The sequence below is a fragment of the Pseudomonas artemisiae genome, from assembly GCF_057128685.1.
Window position 1 is genome coordinate 61,139 of record NZ_JBSKHS010000003.1, and the last position, 13,986, is coordinate 75,124.

Here is a 13,986-nt window from a genome sequence, read left to right on the forward strand (position 1 = left end):
CCTGCTTTTTATCTGGTGCAGCGCATGTTCAGACCCTTGCCCCTTTTTATCGGTGCTCGCTATACCCGGGCCAAGCGCCGCAATCATTTTATTTCGTTTATTTCCATGACTTCCATGATCGGGTTGGCGCTTGGCGTGCTGGCGATGATCGTGGTGTTGTCGGTGATGAACGGTTTCCAACGGGAAATGAGCTCGCGCATTCTCGGCATGGTGCCTCACGCAACGGTAGTAGGGGACACGCCCCTTGATGACTGGAGGCCGGTAGCCGAGGCGGCCTTGCGCAACCCTGAAGTGCTGGCCGCCGCGCCCTTCACCGAGCTGGACGGCATGCTGTCGTACAAAGGTGCCATGCAGCCCATTCAGCTCAGCGGCGTGGACCCGGCCCAGGAGGCGAAGGTGTCCATCGTCGCCAGCCATATCACCCAGGGCAACTTGCAGCAATTGGTGCCAGGTGAGTTTGGCGTGGTTATTGGCGATATCACCGCACGGCGCTTTCGCTTGAGCGTGGGTGACAAGCTGACGCTGATCGTGCCGGAAAAAAGCACTGCGCCCGGCGGCATCACGCCGCGCATGCAACGTTTGAACGTAGTAGGGATTTTCCGCGTGGGGGCTGAGATAGACGGCTCACTTGCCTTGATTCACATGGCCGACGCGGCAGAGATCAACAAATGGCAACCCGGCCAGGTGCAAAGTGTGCGCCTGAAGGTAAAAGACCTTTGGAGCGCCCCTGAGGTTGCCCAGCGCATCACGCAGCAGTTGGGCAAGGGTTATCACCCCGACGACTGGACCCATACCCAGGGCAGCCTGTTCAGCGCAATGAAAATGGAAAAGACCATGATCGGCCTGCTGTTACTGATGATCGTGGCCGTGGCGGCGTTCAACATTATCGCTACGCTGGTGATGGTGGTGAACGAGAAGGGCGCGGATATCGCTATCTTGCGCACCATTGGCGCTACCCCTCGGCAGGTGATGGCCACTTTTATGGTGCAAGGCAGCATCATTGGCGTGATCGGTACCTTGGTGGGGAGCGTGCTCGGTATTGTGGTGGCCTTGAACGTGAGCACGTTGGTAGGTTGGCTGGAGCGCGTAACCGGCCAGCATATCTTCACATCGGACGTGTACTTCATCAGCAACCTGCCGTCCCAGCTTCAATGGCCCGACGTGGCGTTGGTCAGTGGGGCGGGCTTGGTGCTGAGTTTCTTGGCTACCCTGTACCCCGCCTGGCGCGCGTCGCAGATCGAGCCAGCATACGCGCTGCGCTACGAGTGACCGTCAACGGCGGGGGGCGTAAAGCTCTCACTCCCCGCGGATGTACTGCTCCAATTGGTTGATCAGACTGGCCTGCTCGGCGATGGCTTCCTTGACCAAGTCACCGATGGAGAGCAGGCCTACCAAGGCGCCGTTCTCTACCACGGGCAGGTGGCGCAAGTGGCCGTCGGTCATAGTGTTCATGCAGTGGTCGATATTTTCCCCTGGCCCTACCGTGATCACCGGTGCACTCATAATGGCCCGTACCGGCGTACCCACCGAGGAGCGCCCCGCCAGTACCACCTTGCGGGCGTAGTCGCGCTCACTCACCACGCCAACCACCTTGCCATCTTCCACCACTGGCAGGGCGCCCACGTTCTTCTCTGCCATCAATTTCAGTGCGTCGAGCACCATCTGCTCAGGGCCAATGGTGTACACCTCGATATGCGCCTTGAGCTTGATCAACTGCGCTACTGTCTTCATGGGCTGGCCTCTGTGGATAGGGATAGGGTGCCTTGCAAGCATCGTTCACAGTCTGCAAGGCAGCAAGCCAAAGGGCGACATGGGCCCTATTGAAATACGTCATTGGCAAGCGATTGAAGCCTGATGGGGTAGAATAGCCGCCTATTTACCGCTTTCAGGTCGTCGCCATGCATCCTGCCGCTGAACATTCCCCCCTGGGCAAAGCCAGCCAATATGTGGCCACTTACACCCCCAGCCTGCTGTTTCCTATTCCGCGGCTGGCCAAATGGGCTGAGCTTGGCCTTACCGCCGACACCCTGCCGTACAAGGGCGTGGACTACTGGAACTGCTATGAGCTGTCGTGGCTGTTGCCGTCAGGCAAGCCCGTGGTGGCCATCGGGGAGTTTTCGATACCGGCGGACTCTGCGAATATCATTGAGTCCAAGTCCTTCAAGCTTTACCTGAATTCCCTGAATCAAACGACGTTTGACGGCTTTGAGGCCGTGCAGGCTTGCTTGGTCAAGGACCTAAGCGCGGCGGCGGGTAAACCAGTGGGTGTGCGCCTGTTGCGCCTGGCTGAGGTCGAGGCGCAGGGTGTGGCAGCCTTGCCAGGGGTATGTGTGGATGACCTGGACATTACCCCTACCGACTATAGCCATCCTCGGCCTGCCTTGCTGCGCTGCGATGCCGAACGCCGGGTAGAGGAGAGCCTGCACAGTCATTTGTTGCGCTCCAACTGCCCGGTAACGGGGCAGCCGGATTGGGGGAGCCTTGCGGTAACCTATACGGGCGCGGCGCTGGACCATAAAAGCTTTTTAGACTACCTGGTAAGCTTTCGTGAACACTCGGACTTCCACGAGCAGTGCGTAGAGCGGGTGTTCGTTGACCTGCAGCGCTTGCTTAAGCCCGAGCGGCTGACGGTGTTCGCCCGTTATGTACGCCGTGGCGGGTTGGACATCAACCCTTACCGTAGCACCCATGAGCAAGCGTTCGATAACGCTCGGTTAGTTAGGCAGTAATCGAGTAAAGCTGTTCGCGAGCTTTTGCTCGCTCCTACAGCCCCCTCCAGTTAGATACCAATGCTGCCCAGGGTTTGCATGATATTGCGCAGGGCGCCTGCCAAGCCTGGGTGGCTGACCTCGAAGCGTTCAGCGGCAAGGTTTACGCCATCGACCAGGCTGTCGCTCTGAGTGGCATGGGCGTTTTCGAGTTCCAGGCGCGCTTGAAGCTGTTGCATCAACGCTTCCAGATCAGCTTTTTCTTCAACCGTGGCCGGTGGGTTGCGATCATATTCTTCGCGCAGGGCATCGAGTTGAGCTTGCAGTTCGCGGGCTGGCATAACAGTCTCCTAGTGGGTGAGCATAGGCATTGACCGCTTTGGGCTGGTAAAAAATCCCGAGGCGTGTCACAAGCTTAGGTCACGGCCAGAAGGATGCCCCTGCCTTGCCTGCGCAAGGGCGCCGTTAGGCTTTATACTGGCAGCCTTCGATGCGGGCAGGCATTCCATGGCTTGCCCTAACCCATGAGGATTTAACTATGCGTTGCAAGGGTACAGCCCTGTTTACTCGTTTTGCCGGGACTTGCCTTGCGGCGGGCCTGGTATTGGCTCCGATATTTGCCCAGGCTGCGGAAGAAGACCCTTGGGAAGGTGTGAACCGGGCTATTTTCCGCTTCAATGACACCCTCGATACCTACACCTTCAAGCCACTGGCCAAAGGTTATGAGGCAGTCACTCCACAGTTTCTGGAAGACGGCATCCACAATATGTTCAGGAATGTGGGCGACGTCACAAACCTGGTAAATAATGTGCTGCAGGCCAAGCCCGCGGCCGCGGGTACAGATACCGCCAGGCTGATCTTCAATACCACCTTCGGCCTGCTCGGTTTCTTCGATGTGGGTTCGCGCATGGGCCTGCAGCGCAGCGATGAAGACTTTGGGCAAACCCTGGGGTACTGGGGCGTTGGCAGCGGCCCTTATGTGATGCTGCCGTTCTTCGGCCCAAGCACCGTACGTGATGCCTTGGGTAAATATCCAGACACCTATACCCGCCCGTACCGCTATCTGGACCATGTGCCTACTCGCAACACTATCCTCGCCACGGACATCATCGATACTCGCGCCAGCCTGCTGTCGGCTGAGAAACTGATCAACGGCGACAAGTACGTATTCCTGCGCAATGCCTACCTGCAAAACCGGGAATTCAAGGTCAAGGATGGAGAAGTGGAAGACGACTTCTGAGTGCGCTAGCCAGGCACGATACCTGAGTAGGCTGAAGAAGGGTGGGGGCCGTAGGGCACCCACCCCGTACCGCGTTACTGCTGCCTGATTACACTCAGCCCGAGCAGGCGCGAGCCATCTGCGAGCTGCTCCACACGGACTATCTTGGTCAGTGCGTTGTAGTCATCGAGCTCCTTGGAGTGGGAGGGCAGGTGTACCATGACCTCGTCTTCCATATTCCATGTGCAATTGACTTTTAGCCCGATGCCATTACCTGATAAATCGTGACAAATGGCCTGAATTCGTTCGCCATTACAGGTCGCTGTTACCTCCGCGTCCACTGTCATGCGAATGAAATCCCGTTTTTCGCTGTACTGCTGGTCCAGCTGGCCCATGGTTTCTTCCTTTGATGGGTGCAAAAAGCTTTCACGGATTTATAACGCCGTGTCAATTAAGGTGTAAAGGGCCCTTGCGACCATCGGTGCCCGCTTGAAACCCCTGGCGGATGGGAGTACCGTCTGCGCCTTACAGGGCACCTCCATTATTGCCGTGTTGGGTCGATTGATCTACACAGTACAGGAGTGGCCAGAAAAGAAACCAGCGATGCTGTTCTGCTCCGGCCGAGCCTCCCTGATGCCAACCCAATCCTGGCGCCGTTTGCCCAAATGCAAAACTCCAGTGCAACGCTGCTCATAATCGACGATGACGATGTAGTGCGCGCCAGCCTGGCGGCCTACCTGGAAGATAGTGGCTTCTACGTCCTTCAGGCCAGCAATGGCGAGCATGGGCTGCGTATCTTCGAGCAAGCCCAGCCTGACCTCGTCATTTGCGACCTGCGTATGCCCCATGTCGGCGGCCTGGACATCATCCGCCAACTCAGCGAACGCGGTACCAGTGTGCCGGTGATCGTAGTATCAGGCGCCGGCGTGATGAGCGACGCCGTCGAAGCCTTGCGCCTGGGCGCGGCGGATTACCTGATCAAACCGCTCGAGGACCTGGCGGTGCTGGAGCATTCCGTGCATCGGGCCTTGGATCGCGCGCGGTTGATGCGTGAGAACCAGCGCTACCGTGAGAAGCTCGAAACCGCTAACCAGGAACTGGAAGCGAGCCTGCACTTGTTGCAGGAAGATCAAAACGCTGGCCGCCAGGTGCAGATGAACATGCTTCCGGTCAGCCCTTGGACCAGTGGGGGCTTTCGTTTCGAGCACCAGATCATCCCGTCGCTGTATCTTTCGGGGGACTTTGTAGACTGTTTTCGAGTGGATGATCGGCGGCTGGCGTTCTACCTGGCGGATGTGTCTGGTCATGGCGCTTCGTCGGCATTCGTTACCGTGCTCTTGAAATTCATGACCACGCGCCTGATGTTCGAATCCAGGCGCAATGGATTGATGCCAGAGTTTCGCCCATCGGATGTGCTTTCTCATATCAACCGCGGCCTGATCAACTGCAAGCTGGGCAAGCATGTGACCATGGTAGGCGGTGTGATCGATGAAGAAACAGGCGTACTGACCTATAGCATCGGCGGGCATTTACCCTTGCCAGTGTTATTTGCCAGCAACAAGGTGCATTATCTAGAGGGGCGTGGTTTACCCGTAGGCTTGTTCAATGAAGCCACCTATACCAACCACGAGATGGTGCTGCCAGAGCGTTTCAGCCTGTCTCTGTTCTCTGATGGCATTTTGGACCTTTTACCCGGGGAAACGCTCAAACACAAAGAAGCCGCCTTGCCGGAAATCGTCAAGGCCGCGGGCGGTAGCCTGGATGGCTTACGTCAGAAGTTCGGATTGGCCACCCTTGGAGAGATGCCGGACGACATCGCCATGTTGGTGCTAAGCAGGAATTTTGAATGAGTACCGGTAGAATTCAGTTCGCCGAGCAAAGCGGGACGTTCGTCCTCAAGTTCGTTGGGGAAGTGCGCCTGACGCTTTGTTCTGCCCTGGATGCAACCATTGAGCGGATTTTCACCGCCTTGGATTTCTCGGCCATCGTTATCGACCTGACCGAAACCCGCAGCATCGACAGCACTACATTGGGCCTGTTGGCCAAGCTATCGATCCTTTCGCGGCAAAAGGTAGGTCTATTGCCCACGGTAGTCACTACTCACGAAGACATCACGCGGCTGTTGGCCTCGATGGGGTTTGATCAGGTATTCAATATCGTCGACCGGCCTATCCCATGCCCTGAATGCCTGACTGACTTGCCCTCACAGGACCAGTCCGAAGAGGTCGTGCGCACCAAGGTGCTGGAAGCCCACAAGATTCTCATGGGCCTCAACGATTCCAACCGTGAAGCTTTTCACGATCTGGTCACGGCGCTAGAACGCAGTTGATACCTTCTGGCGGTAGCGCTAGCCCACAAGCGCGTGGCTGAGGGCTAGCGTGTGATGCGGTGATCAGGCCTTGTATTCGCGAATGATCTTTTCCAGCTTCTCTTGATCTCGGGCGAACTGCCGAATCCCTTCGGCCAGCTTTTCGGTGGCCATGGCGTCTTCATTGGACAACCAGCGGAACTTGGCTTCGTCCAAGGCCAGCCGTGCTTCACCGCCAGTGCCTGGGGTCAACTTGCGCTCAAGGGTGCCTTGGTCTTCGCGCAGCTTGTCTAGCAGGTCAGGGCTGATGGTCAGGCGGTCGCACCCGGCCAGTTGCTCGATCTGGTTGGTGTTACGGAAGCTGGCGCCCATCACTACCGTATTGTAGCCATTGGCTTTGTAGTAGTTGTAGATGCGGGTAACTGACTGCACGCCTGGGTCTTCAGCCCCCGTGTAGTCGGTGTTGTTGGCCTTTTTGTACCAGTCGTAGATGCGACCTACGAAAGGCGAGATCAGGAACACGCCAGCATCGGCACAGGCAGCGGCCTGGGCAAAGGAGAACAGCAGGGTAAGGTTGCACTGGATGCCTTCCTTCTCCAACTGTTCAGCGGCGCGAATGCCCTCCCAGGTAGAGGCCAGTTTGATCAGTACGCGGTCTTTGCTTACGCCCGCTTTATCGTAGAGTTCGATCAGGTGGCGAGCCTTGTTGAGCATGGCAGGCGTGTCGAAGGACAGGCGCGCGTCTACTTCAGTAGAGATGCGACCATCGATGGCCTTGAGGATTTCACCACCGACGGCAACCGATAAGGCGTCGGCTGCTACGCCTACGTCGCCATTGGAGGCGCTGATGGTGCTTTTCAGTACTTCGGCATAACCAGGCAGGCCAGCGGCCTTGAGCAGTAGGGAAGGGTTAGTGGTCGCATCCTGAGGCTGAAGGCGCTTGATGGCGTCCAGGTCGCCGGTATCAGCCACGATGGTGGTGAATTGTTTCAGTTGTTCCAGCTTGGAAGTCATGAGCGTTCTCTGTCCGTTGCGGTTTGACGACATTACCCCAGCAGCGCCGGCCCCTCAACAGGGCCTGCCGCCATATGAATACGACCTTCGAGTGCATCAGAGCGTGCCAGGTTCCAGCGCGGCGCCGAGGGCCTATCGACCGTCGAGCAATGCCCCGGCTTGGTCCAGCAGTGCCAGTGGATCATTAGCTTTGTGTATGTCCACCGACAGCAGCTGACGGAAGCGCCGGGCACCTGGAAACCCCTGCGCCAGCCCCAGCATATGACGGGTGACATGGTGCATCGCGCCCCCGCTAGCCACGTGCGCGGCAATATAGGGGCGCATGCGCGCAAGCGCTTGGCCGCGGGTGATGACCGGCGCGCTACTGCCAAACAGCGTTTGGTCGACGGCCGCCAGTAGGTAAGGATTATGATACGCCTCGCGGCCCAACATCACGCCGTCAAATGTAAGCAGGTGGGCGTTGCAGGCTTCAAGGGTTTTGATGCCCCCATTGAGCACGATTTCCAGCTCAGGGAAATCCGCCTTCAGCTTGGCGACCACGTCATAGCGCAGCGGCGGTATATCACGGTTTTCCTTAGGTGACAGCCCCTGGAGGATGGCGATACGCGCATGCACGGTAAAGCTGCGGCAGCCGGTATCAGCGACTTGCCCCACGAAGTCACACAACTGCTCATAGCTATCGCGCCCATCGATCCCGATGCGGTGTTTGATCGTCACCGGAAGGTCCACGGCGTCCTGCATGGCTTTGATGCAAGAAGCCACCAGGGCGGGGTGGCCCATCAGGCATGCACCGATCATGTTGTTCTGCACCCGGTCACTGGGGCAGCCAACGTTCAGGTTCACCTCATCATAGCCCGCCTTTTGGGCCAGCCGCGCGCAGGCCGCCAAGTCCGCCGGTACGCTACCGCCCAACTGCAGGGCCAAGGGGTACTCCGCCGCGTTGTGCTGAAGAAAACGCGAAGCGTCGCCATTAAGCAAAGCCCCTGTAGTGACCATTTCGGTGTAGAGCAACGCGTGCCGTGACAGCTGCCGGAGGAAATACCGGCAGTGATGGTCTGTCCAATCCATCATGGGTGCGACGCTAAAGCGGCGGGACAGCGCAGGGCTTGATTTTGATGGGCTAAAGGTCTGTTTATCTAGCATTTTCTTCAGTGTGTTCTGGGCGGTATTTTGGGCGTTTTCAGGCGTTTTTTAAGGCTCGGTGGTACGATGTACCACTTCAAAACTGACGCGTACCACTTTCGACATGGCGACTATCAGGGCAAGAAAACTCGCAGATGGAACGGTGAGCTACACGGCTCAGATCCGCATCAAGCGCGATGGAGTGCAAGTTTACCAAGAGAGCCAGACCTTCGCCCGAAAACAGGCCGCCCAGGCCTGGGTGCGTAAGCGCGAGTCTGAGCTGGATGAGCCGGGTGCGATCGAGCGGGCGAACCGTAAGGACGTCACCGTCAAAGAAATGATTGAGCAGTATCTGTCGGAAGTGGAGAAGGCCCGCCCGTTGGGCAAAACCAAGAGGGCCACGCTCGAAGCCATCGGCAAGATGGACATCGGCGAACTGAACGATACAGCCATCAATACTCAACGCCTGGTCGACTTCGCCCTTTGGCGGATGAGCAAGGAGGGCGGCGGGGTTCAACCCCAGACCGCCGGCAACGACCTGGCGCACCTCGGCGCTGTGCTGGCCATTGCCAAAGACGCATGGGGTTACCAGGTCGATCCACTCGCGATGAGCGGCGCCCGACGAGTGCTACGCAAACTCGGCTACAACCTAAAAAGCCGTGAGCGTGACCGCCGACCTACGTTGGAGGAGCTGGGGAAACTGCTGACCCACTATCAGGCTATGCAAGCGAGGCGCCCGACCGCTATCAATATGCTGAAGGTCGTGGGCTTCGCTCTGTTCTCAACCCGCCGCCTCGATGAGATCACCCGCATTCGATGGGCGGATGTGGATGAGGCTGGCCAGCGAGTCTTGGTTCGGGACATGAAGAACCCCGGGCAGAAGATCGGCAACAACGTTTGGTGCTACCTGCCAGACGAGGCATGGCAGATCCTCCAAACAATGCCAAAGGCCGGCGACGATATTTTCCCGTATAGCCCCGAGTCAATTTCTACGTCCTGGACGAAGGCCTGCAAGTTTCTGGAAATCTTTGACCTGCACTTTCACGACCTTCGACATGAAGGTGTTAGCCGCCTGTTTGAAATGGACTGGGATATTCCCCGCGTGGCCAGTGTTTCCGGGCACCGGGATTGGAATTCCATGAGGCGTTACACTCATCTGCGTGGCAAGGGCGACCGCTATGTGGGCTGGGAATGGCACGAGAAGATACTGAGGGCGCCCGTCCAACTGGGCGCCGCGTCAGAGAAGTGGCTCAAACGGCGCGTTTTATCCCGTTGAGCTGGTTGTGCTCTTTTACAGCTGCAGCACGCTGCATGTCCAGGTACGCAGCGAAGTCGGTGATGTGTACGCCCTTAGCCGACTTCTGGCTACCTTCCAAGCGTGTGATAGGCAACTTGATCTGACCAGCCATGACCTTACGTTGGAACATGTCCGGCGTCAGATGTGTGAAGTAATCCCGACAGACCAGCTCCAGCGGGATAATCACTTGGCCGTCATATTGAGCCATCAGGATAAACGCTGTGTTCATAATGATCTCCCTGGATACACGTATCGACGCCGTTTGTTCTGTTTGGCCGCTTCACGCTCTGCCATCAATGCAGCCCACTCCACCGCCTTGCGCTGCTGGCGGATTCGGCTACATGCCTTGTGCTTACGTGTGGCGCGGGGCTTGCCGCAGATATCACAACGGTTGGGTAAATCCAGCCGGTACCCTGCCATAGGCGGGCGGGTGCGAGGGTTTGAACTCATTACTGCCCCCTCATAAGCATACGTGTCAGCGCATTGGGTTCGACGTCCGGCGTCAACTCATCCAGGGGCAGGCTGATAGTGCTGCCACTGGCGGTGCGCAACGTCGCAACATCGCCAGCGATTCCAATGATGACGGCTGTACGAGCGCTCAGACGGTACGCCTGGCCATCGCAGCTCATTGCGACGAAGCTGACCGTGTCGCCGATTGCCAGCGGGGTTGTGGTAGCCTCTGCGATGCCGCCTTTGGGTTGATTCACTTGCATGGTGCTTCTCCTTTGGGTGGTGGGTGGCGAGGGGTTGCAGCCCTTCGCCACCACTTCTTTTCCGGTCGAACCGGTGTCAGTACTGCCTTGCAGCCCAGTCTTTTTTCAGTTGCGACCAGATGTGGTCGCCGTTCTCCACATATTCATGCACCTCTTTTTCTGACCAGCGGTCCATCGTCAGCAGAGCGATACAGTCGTTGAACAATGCCGTGTCCAGTGCTCGCAGATCGGTAAGAGGGAAGGGGAAAGCGCGTCCGTTGTAGAGGCTGAGCAGGAAGCCGCCGACGATGCGACTTTGCCCCGTGCTACGTTGGGCGACCGGCAGGAGGCGGTGTAGCGCAGCTATGCCAGCAGCGCGGATTGCTGGGCGCTCACGCTCCTCAATTGCGAGCTGTTCCGCTATCTGGCTGATGACGTCGCTGGTGGGTTGAGTTGAGTGCATGGTGCTTCTCCTTTGGGTGGTGTCAGACGTTGCAGCGCCTGACGGGTAAAGCTGGTGATGTATCAGGCCTGGAAGTGCCAGCACTTCACGATGGGTTGCTTGGTGACAACAGTGTTGGTGTTTCTGGCCTGGTAAGCCCGTACCGCGCTGTCGGTCGCCTTGTTGACGTCGAGCAGCTTCCGAGACCGGGAGTCTTTCAAGCGCTCGCGCAGCTCGCTGACGTCGGCGATCTTCTGGCGATGCTCGGCCGCACACTTCACAAAGTCATTGAGGTTGATGGCGATGATGTGGTCTTTCTTGCTGTGGTTGACCACCGGGCCGTCGGCGTCGAGGCCTTCCAGGTACTCATAAACCTCCCAGAATTCAGCCACTACCGGATGGTCGGAGTTGAGCGAGGCCTGGCGCTCGATGGCCATACGGACGATCTGCGAGCGGGTGTGCTCGATCTGTGCATCGGTGAGCGGCACCACCAGGCACAGGCAGTCCAGCAGCGTGAGCATTTGGGCGTGGTTCTTGTTGATCCGCTCCACGCGGATGTAGCCGCGCAGCGTGTTGCCGCAATGGCTACAGTCGCTGTGCTCGTCTTTGAACGGGGTGTCACAGGCAAAGCAATGGGCGTGCAGGTTGCGCAACTTCGCCTCATAGCCCGCTATCCGCTGGCCGAACAGCTCCATCACCTCCAGCTCTTTGCGCACAGCCTGCAACACGAAGTTGCTGAGGGTCGAACCTTCCAGCGCATTAAGTCTATCGGCCGCCGCACGGCTCTCAGGCGTCACGTTCGGCCGCACAAAGTGCAGTTTGACGATCCGGGTCATGATCGCCTCTGACGCCACCACAGGGGCGTTTTGGCTAATGGCGATGGTGCCGCGAAACGGTGGCTCGTAGGTTTCGTTACCGGCGGTTTTAACGCCTTTGGTGGCCAGGGTGCCACCGCCGTAGTAATCCTTGAGTTCGTCCCATTCGAAGGTTTTAGCGTGGGCCTTGTCGTCGCCGCTGCGGTCTGATTCCAGCAGCACGATGGGCATACCGGATACCTGGCCCATCAAGCGGCTGCGGCCGGCCTTGGTGGATTTGGACGGGTCAAACCCTTCATAACCGTCGCGCCCCGCGAGTTTCCAAAGCAAGGTGAGCAGAGTGGTCTTGCCGGCGCCGGCTTCGCCGGTGGCTTCAAGGAACGGAAAAGACTGGTAGCGGCCGCGGATCTGTTCGGCAAACAGAGAGCCAAACCAGAAGGTTAGCGCCACAATGCCCTGGGCGCCGAAGCACTGCCACAGCAGCCCAAGCCACTGGTCATCGTATTTTTTGCCATCCTTTTCCAGATCGATCTTCACACCCTTTTGCAGCGTTTTGAGCTTCAGCTTGCCCAGCTCAAAAAACTCTTCCTCGTTGATGGGGATCACCTGGCCTTCCCGGATGGCCACGTCGTTGAACACGTAGCAGCGGTACTCCTTGCTGTAGCCCACATAGTCGATGGTCTGAACGGTTTTGATGCCAAAAAGCTGGTCTTTCATGATCTTGTCCAGTTGCTGGCCACTGCCGGTGAACACGGCACCGGCGGCCATGCCGAGAAGTCTCTTTTTGAATTCGCTGGCGGCAGCGACCTGGCCACCGGTGAAGGTGTTTTTCACGGAACCACCGTCGTGAGGGAAGTCGACGCGGAAGAAGTACCAGGACTCGTCGGTGATCTCGTTGCGCTGGAAATAGAGGGCCTTGGGGTAGCAGTTAGCGATTTCTACGGCGCAGCCGGCCATCTGCAAAGCCTTCTCCCGAATCTGCTTTTCGGTGAGCACTTGATCTTCCTGTTTGTCGCTTTTGTCGAGCGTCTGCTTGGCGGTGTTGAATTTCGCTATATCCAATTTCCACCAGTACAAGCGAGAGTCGAAGCAGAAGTGAAACTCCTCGCGCTCGCGCCACTGATACATCAGTAGTGCCTTGTCGGTGGCACTGTCAGCTATCAGCAGATCGCCCTGGTGTCGGGCTTCTTTCAGGTCTTTCTTGATGCGCTCTGCGCGTGTGTTTTCGTCGTCTACAAACGCCCAGCGCTGATGCAGGTCATTCCAATCGACCTTGCGTGCGTCCGGTTGCGGGATCTGCGCGGCTTCGCAGGTGAAACTGAGTTCGCGGGCACGCTTCACCCAAGTGCAGGTGTACTTATGCGCGCCAGGCTCGTTGTCCAGGGCCCAAACCAGCTTGGGCGTTTTACCGCCGCGAGCGGTGATCAACGCCTTCAGCGATTCTTCTGGGAAGGCGTTTGAAGACAGCGCTGCAACCGCAGAGATACCGTTTTGAATGAGCGCAATGGCGTCGAAAATGCCTTCGACGATCCATAGCTCAGTCACTTCAAGCAGATCCAGGCACGGCGGGCACCACCAATAGCCTCTGTAGCTCTTGAGGGGCTGGAAGCGGGCCTTCTTCTTACCGAACCGCGACGGTTGGTCAATCAAGCGTTCCCAGTACCCGCCGTGCTCCAGAGGAAAGCGCACCGTCGCAGAGCCAATATTCAGGTTGCGATCAAAATAGCTTTCCTGGGTGTACCAGCCCTCAAGCAGCTCAACGCGGAAACCTCGGGCAAACGTCAGGTACGCTTTTGCGCTGGCGGCGGGCTCGTCACGGGTGGCTGGCGCACGCTTGCTCCAGTCATCGAACAGGTCCGGGTACAGCTCTTTGGTCGGCGCCATGTACCTGCAGTTTTGCTCGCGGCCACAGCGGATGAACCAGGGCTCATCGTAGCGCGAAAACAAGCGTTTCTGATTGCACTGCGGGCAGGTGCCCTTACGCATGTAATGCGTGCCTTTCATGTGCTGAAGGCCGTAGTCAGACTCTAGGCGCTGAAGCACATCAGCGCGGATCTGGTTGTCCATGGGCTTGCGAATCACTGCGCATGCTCCGCGACCGAAACAACGAGCTGTTTTTTCAGCTCGCAGCGCGTCTTGCAGATGCCTGCCAGGTAGGGCAAGTCCTCAAGCACCTTCAGCGCCCGCTGACCGCTTGGCACATTCCGGTAGCGGTCGGAGTACCAAATATCAGCCATGGTGACGTCGTACTGGCGGGTCAACCACAACAGGTAGTGCTGCGCCTGTTGCTCATCCAGCTCCAGTTTTATGGTGATTTTGCTCATTTCGGCCATCAGTAAGTTGCAAATTTCCCCTACCCACGCGGTGCG

At 57.9% G+C, this 13,986-nt stretch carries 16 protein-coding genes; 6 read left to right on the forward strand and 10 right to left on the reverse strand.

What is annotated here, in order from left to right; all coding sequences use genetic code 11:
- Positions 1 to 24: 24 nt before the first annotated feature.
- On the forward strand, positions 25 to 1,269 hold the full coding sequence (locus tag ACWKV4_RS04625) for a lipoprotein-releasing ABC transporter permease subunit (RefSeq protein ID WP_483830859.1): 1,245 nt from the start codon (positions 25 to 27) through the stop codon (positions 1,267 to 1,269).
- A gap of 27 nt (positions 1,270 to 1,296) precedes the next feature.
- On the opposite strand, the gene ACWKV4_RS04630 is transcribed toward ACWKV4_RS04625, so the two are convergent.
- The gene (locus ACWKV4_RS04630; protein WP_483830858.1) at positions 1,297 to 1,731 is read right to left on the reverse strand and encodes a CBS domain-containing protein; all 435 of its coding nucleotides are present in this window, start codon (positions 1,729 to 1,731) and stop codon (positions 1,297 to 1,299) included.
- 167 nt (positions 1,732 to 1,898) lie between these two features.
- Between ACWKV4_RS04630 and queF the strand changes: the two genes are divergently transcribed.
- A complete protein-coding gene (queF, locus tag ACWKV4_RS04635) occupies positions 1,899 to 2,729 on the forward strand; it encodes an NADPH-dependent 7-cyano-7-deazaguanine reductase QueF (protein ID WP_483830857.1) in 831 nt (276 codons plus the stop codon).
- A gap of 50 nt (positions 2,730 to 2,779) precedes the next feature.
- Here the strand turns inward: queF and ACWKV4_RS04640 are convergent, their stop codons facing one another.
- Positions 2,780 to 3,049 carry a DUF4404 family protein gene (locus ACWKV4_RS04640; protein ID WP_483830856.1) on the reverse strand — a complete coding sequence of 90 codons (270 nt, stop codon included), beginning with the start codon at positions 3,047 to 3,049 and terminating at the stop codon, positions 2,780 to 2,782.
- Positions 3,050 to 3,246: 197 nt separating this feature from the next.
- Here ACWKV4_RS04640 and ACWKV4_RS04645 point away from each other — a divergent pair, with 197 nt between their 5' ends.
- The gene (locus tag ACWKV4_RS04645; RefSeq protein WP_483830855.1) at positions 3,247 to 3,948 is read left to right on the forward strand and encodes an MlaA family lipoprotein; all 702 of its coding nucleotides are present in this window, start codon (positions 3,247 to 3,249) and stop codon (positions 3,946 to 3,948) included.
- 74 nt (positions 3,949 to 4,022) lie between these two features.
- On the opposite strand, the gene ACWKV4_RS04650 is transcribed toward ACWKV4_RS04645, so the two are convergent.
- Positions 4,023 to 4,322 (reverse strand): PilZ domain-containing protein, encoded by a 300-nt coding sequence (locus ACWKV4_RS04650; RefSeq protein WP_483830854.1) that lies wholly within the window; start codon positions 4,320 to 4,322, stop codon positions 4,023 to 4,025.
- 270 nt (positions 4,323 to 4,592) lie between these two features.
- Between ACWKV4_RS04650 and rssB the strand changes: the two genes are divergently transcribed.
- Together rssB and rssC are read left to right on the forward strand one after the other, a co-directional pair.
- Positions 4,593 to 5,777 (forward strand): two-component system response regulator RssB, encoded by a 1,185-nt coding sequence (gene rssB, locus ACWKV4_RS04655; RefSeq protein WP_483830853.1) that lies wholly within the window; start codon positions 4,593 to 4,595, stop codon positions 5,775 to 5,777.
- On the forward strand, positions 5,774 to 6,256 hold the full coding sequence (gene rssC / locus ACWKV4_RS04660; protein WP_483830852.1) for an anti-sigma factor antagonist RssC: 483 nt from the start codon (positions 5,774 to 5,776) through the stop codon (positions 6,254 to 6,256). The genes rssB and rssC overlap by 4 nt, the downstream gene beginning before the upstream one ends.
- Positions 6,257 to 6,319: 63 nt before the next feature.
- Here the strand turns inward: rssC and tal are convergent, their stop codons facing one another.
- Both tal and dusA read right to left on the reverse strand, forming a co-directional pair.
- Positions 6,320 to 7,249, reverse strand: a complete 930-nt coding sequence (tal, locus tag ACWKV4_RS04665; protein WP_483830851.1) for a transaldolase — start codon at positions 7,247 to 7,249, stop codon at positions 6,320 to 6,322.
- Between the two features lie 132 nt (positions 7,250 to 7,381).
- Entirely contained in the window at positions 7,382 to 8,392 is a 1,011-nt protein-coding gene (gene dusA, locus ACWKV4_RS04670) for a tRNA dihydrouridine(20/20a) synthase DusA (protein ID WP_483830850.1), read from the reverse strand.
- 103 nt (positions 8,393 to 8,495) lie between these two features.
- Here dusA and ACWKV4_RS04675 point away from each other — a divergent pair, with 103 nt between their 5' ends.
- Positions 8,496 to 9,647, forward strand: a complete 1,152-nt coding sequence (locus ACWKV4_RS04675; RefSeq protein ID WP_483830849.1) for a tyrosine-type recombinase/integrase — start codon at positions 8,496 to 8,498, stop codon at positions 9,645 to 9,647.
- On the opposite strand, the gene ACWKV4_RS04680 is transcribed toward ACWKV4_RS04675, so the two are convergent.
- The 5 genes from ACWKV4_RS04680 to ACWKV4_RS04700 form a co-directional block, all read right to left on the reverse strand.
- A complete protein-coding gene (locus tag ACWKV4_RS04680; protein WP_483830848.1) occupies positions 9,622 to 9,897 on the reverse strand; it encodes a pyocin activator PrtN family protein in 276 nt (91 codons plus the stop codon). The two genes, ACWKV4_RS04675 and ACWKV4_RS04680, sit on opposite strands and share 26 nt — an antisense overlap.
- Positions 9,898 to 10,117: 220 nt before the next feature.
- Positions 10,118 to 10,381, reverse strand: a complete 264-nt coding sequence (locus ACWKV4_RS04685; protein WP_483830847.1) for a hypothetical protein — start codon at positions 10,379 to 10,381, stop codon at positions 10,118 to 10,120.
- A 76-nt stretch (positions 10,382 to 10,457) separates the two neighbouring features.
- Complete coding sequence (locus ACWKV4_RS04690; protein WP_483830846.1) at positions 10,458 to 10,823, reverse strand: DUF7673 family protein; 366 nt, start codon at positions 10,821 to 10,823, stop codon at positions 10,458 to 10,460.
- Between the two features lie 62 nt (positions 10,824 to 10,885).
- On the reverse strand, positions 10,886 to 13,684 hold the full coding sequence (locus ACWKV4_RS04695) for a toprim domain-containing protein (protein WP_483830918.1): 2,799 nt from the start codon (positions 13,682 to 13,684) through the stop codon (positions 10,886 to 10,888).
- An 11-nt stretch (positions 13,685 to 13,695) separates the two neighbouring features.
- Positions 13,696 to 13,950: a hypothetical protein gene (locus ACWKV4_RS04700; protein ID WP_483830845.1), complete on the reverse strand. Its 255-nt coding sequence runs from the start codon at positions 13,948 to 13,950 to the stop codon at positions 13,696 to 13,698.
- Positions 13,951 to 13,986 lie beyond the last annotated feature (36 nt).

Bases quoted from the DNA above. Each gene is read 5' to 3' on its own strand.
- ACWKV4_RS04625 (WP_483830859.1), top strand. From the start codon at position 25: ATGTTCAGACCCTTGCCCCTTTTTATCGGTGCTCGCTATACCCGGGCC.
- ACWKV4_RS04630 (WP_483830858.1), bottom strand. From the start codon at position 1,731: ATGAAGACAGTAGCGCAGTTGATCAAGCTCAAGGCGCATATCGAGGTG.
- queF (WP_483830857.1), top strand. From the start codon at position 1,899: ATGCATCCTGCCGCTGAACATTCCCCCCTGGGCAAAGCCAGCCAATAT.
- ACWKV4_RS04640 (WP_483830856.1), bottom strand. From the start codon at position 3,049: ATGCCAGCCCGCGAACTGCAAGCTCAACTCGATGCCCTGCGCGAAGAA.
- ACWKV4_RS04645 (WP_483830855.1), top strand. From the start codon at position 3,247: ATGCGTTGCAAGGGTACAGCCCTGTTTACTCGTTTTGCCGGGACTTGC.
- ACWKV4_RS04650 (WP_483830854.1), bottom strand. From the start codon at position 4,322: ATGGGCCAGCTGGACCAGCAGTACAGCGAAAAACGGGATTTCATTCGC.
- rssB (WP_483830853.1), top strand. From the start codon at position 4,593: ATGCAAAACTCCAGTGCAACGCTGCTCATAATCGACGATGACGATGTA.
- rssC (WP_483830852.1), top strand. From the start codon at position 5,774: ATGAGTACCGGTAGAATTCAGTTCGCCGAGCAAAGCGGGACGTTCGTC.
- tal (WP_483830851.1), bottom strand. From the start codon at position 7,249: ATGACTTCCAAGCTGGAACAACTGAAACAATTCACCACCATCGTGGCT.
- dusA (WP_483830850.1), bottom strand. From the start codon at position 8,392: ATGCTAGATAAACAGACCTTTAGCCCATCAAAATCAAGCCCTGCGCTG.
- ACWKV4_RS04675 (WP_483830849.1), top strand. From the start codon at position 8,496: ATGGCGACTATCAGGGCAAGAAAACTCGCAGATGGAACGGTGAGCTAC.
- ACWKV4_RS04680 (WP_483830848.1), bottom strand. From the start codon at position 9,897: ATGAACACAGCGTTTATCCTGATGGCTCAATATGACGGCCAAGTGATT.
- ACWKV4_RS04685 (WP_483830847.1), bottom strand. From the start codon at position 10,381: ATGCAAGTGAATCAACCCAAAGGCGGCATCGCAGAGGCTACCACAACC.
- ACWKV4_RS04690 (WP_483830846.1), bottom strand. From the start codon at position 10,823: ATGCACTCAACTCAACCCACCAGCGACGTCATCAGCCAGATAGCGGAA.
- ACWKV4_RS04695 (WP_483830918.1), bottom strand. From the start codon at position 13,684: ATGGACAACCAGATCCGCGCTGATGTGCTTCAGCGCCTAGAGTCTGAC.
- ACWKV4_RS04700 (WP_483830845.1), bottom strand. From the start codon at position 13,950: ATGGCCGAAATGAGCAAAATCACCATAAAACTGGAGCTGGATGAGCAA.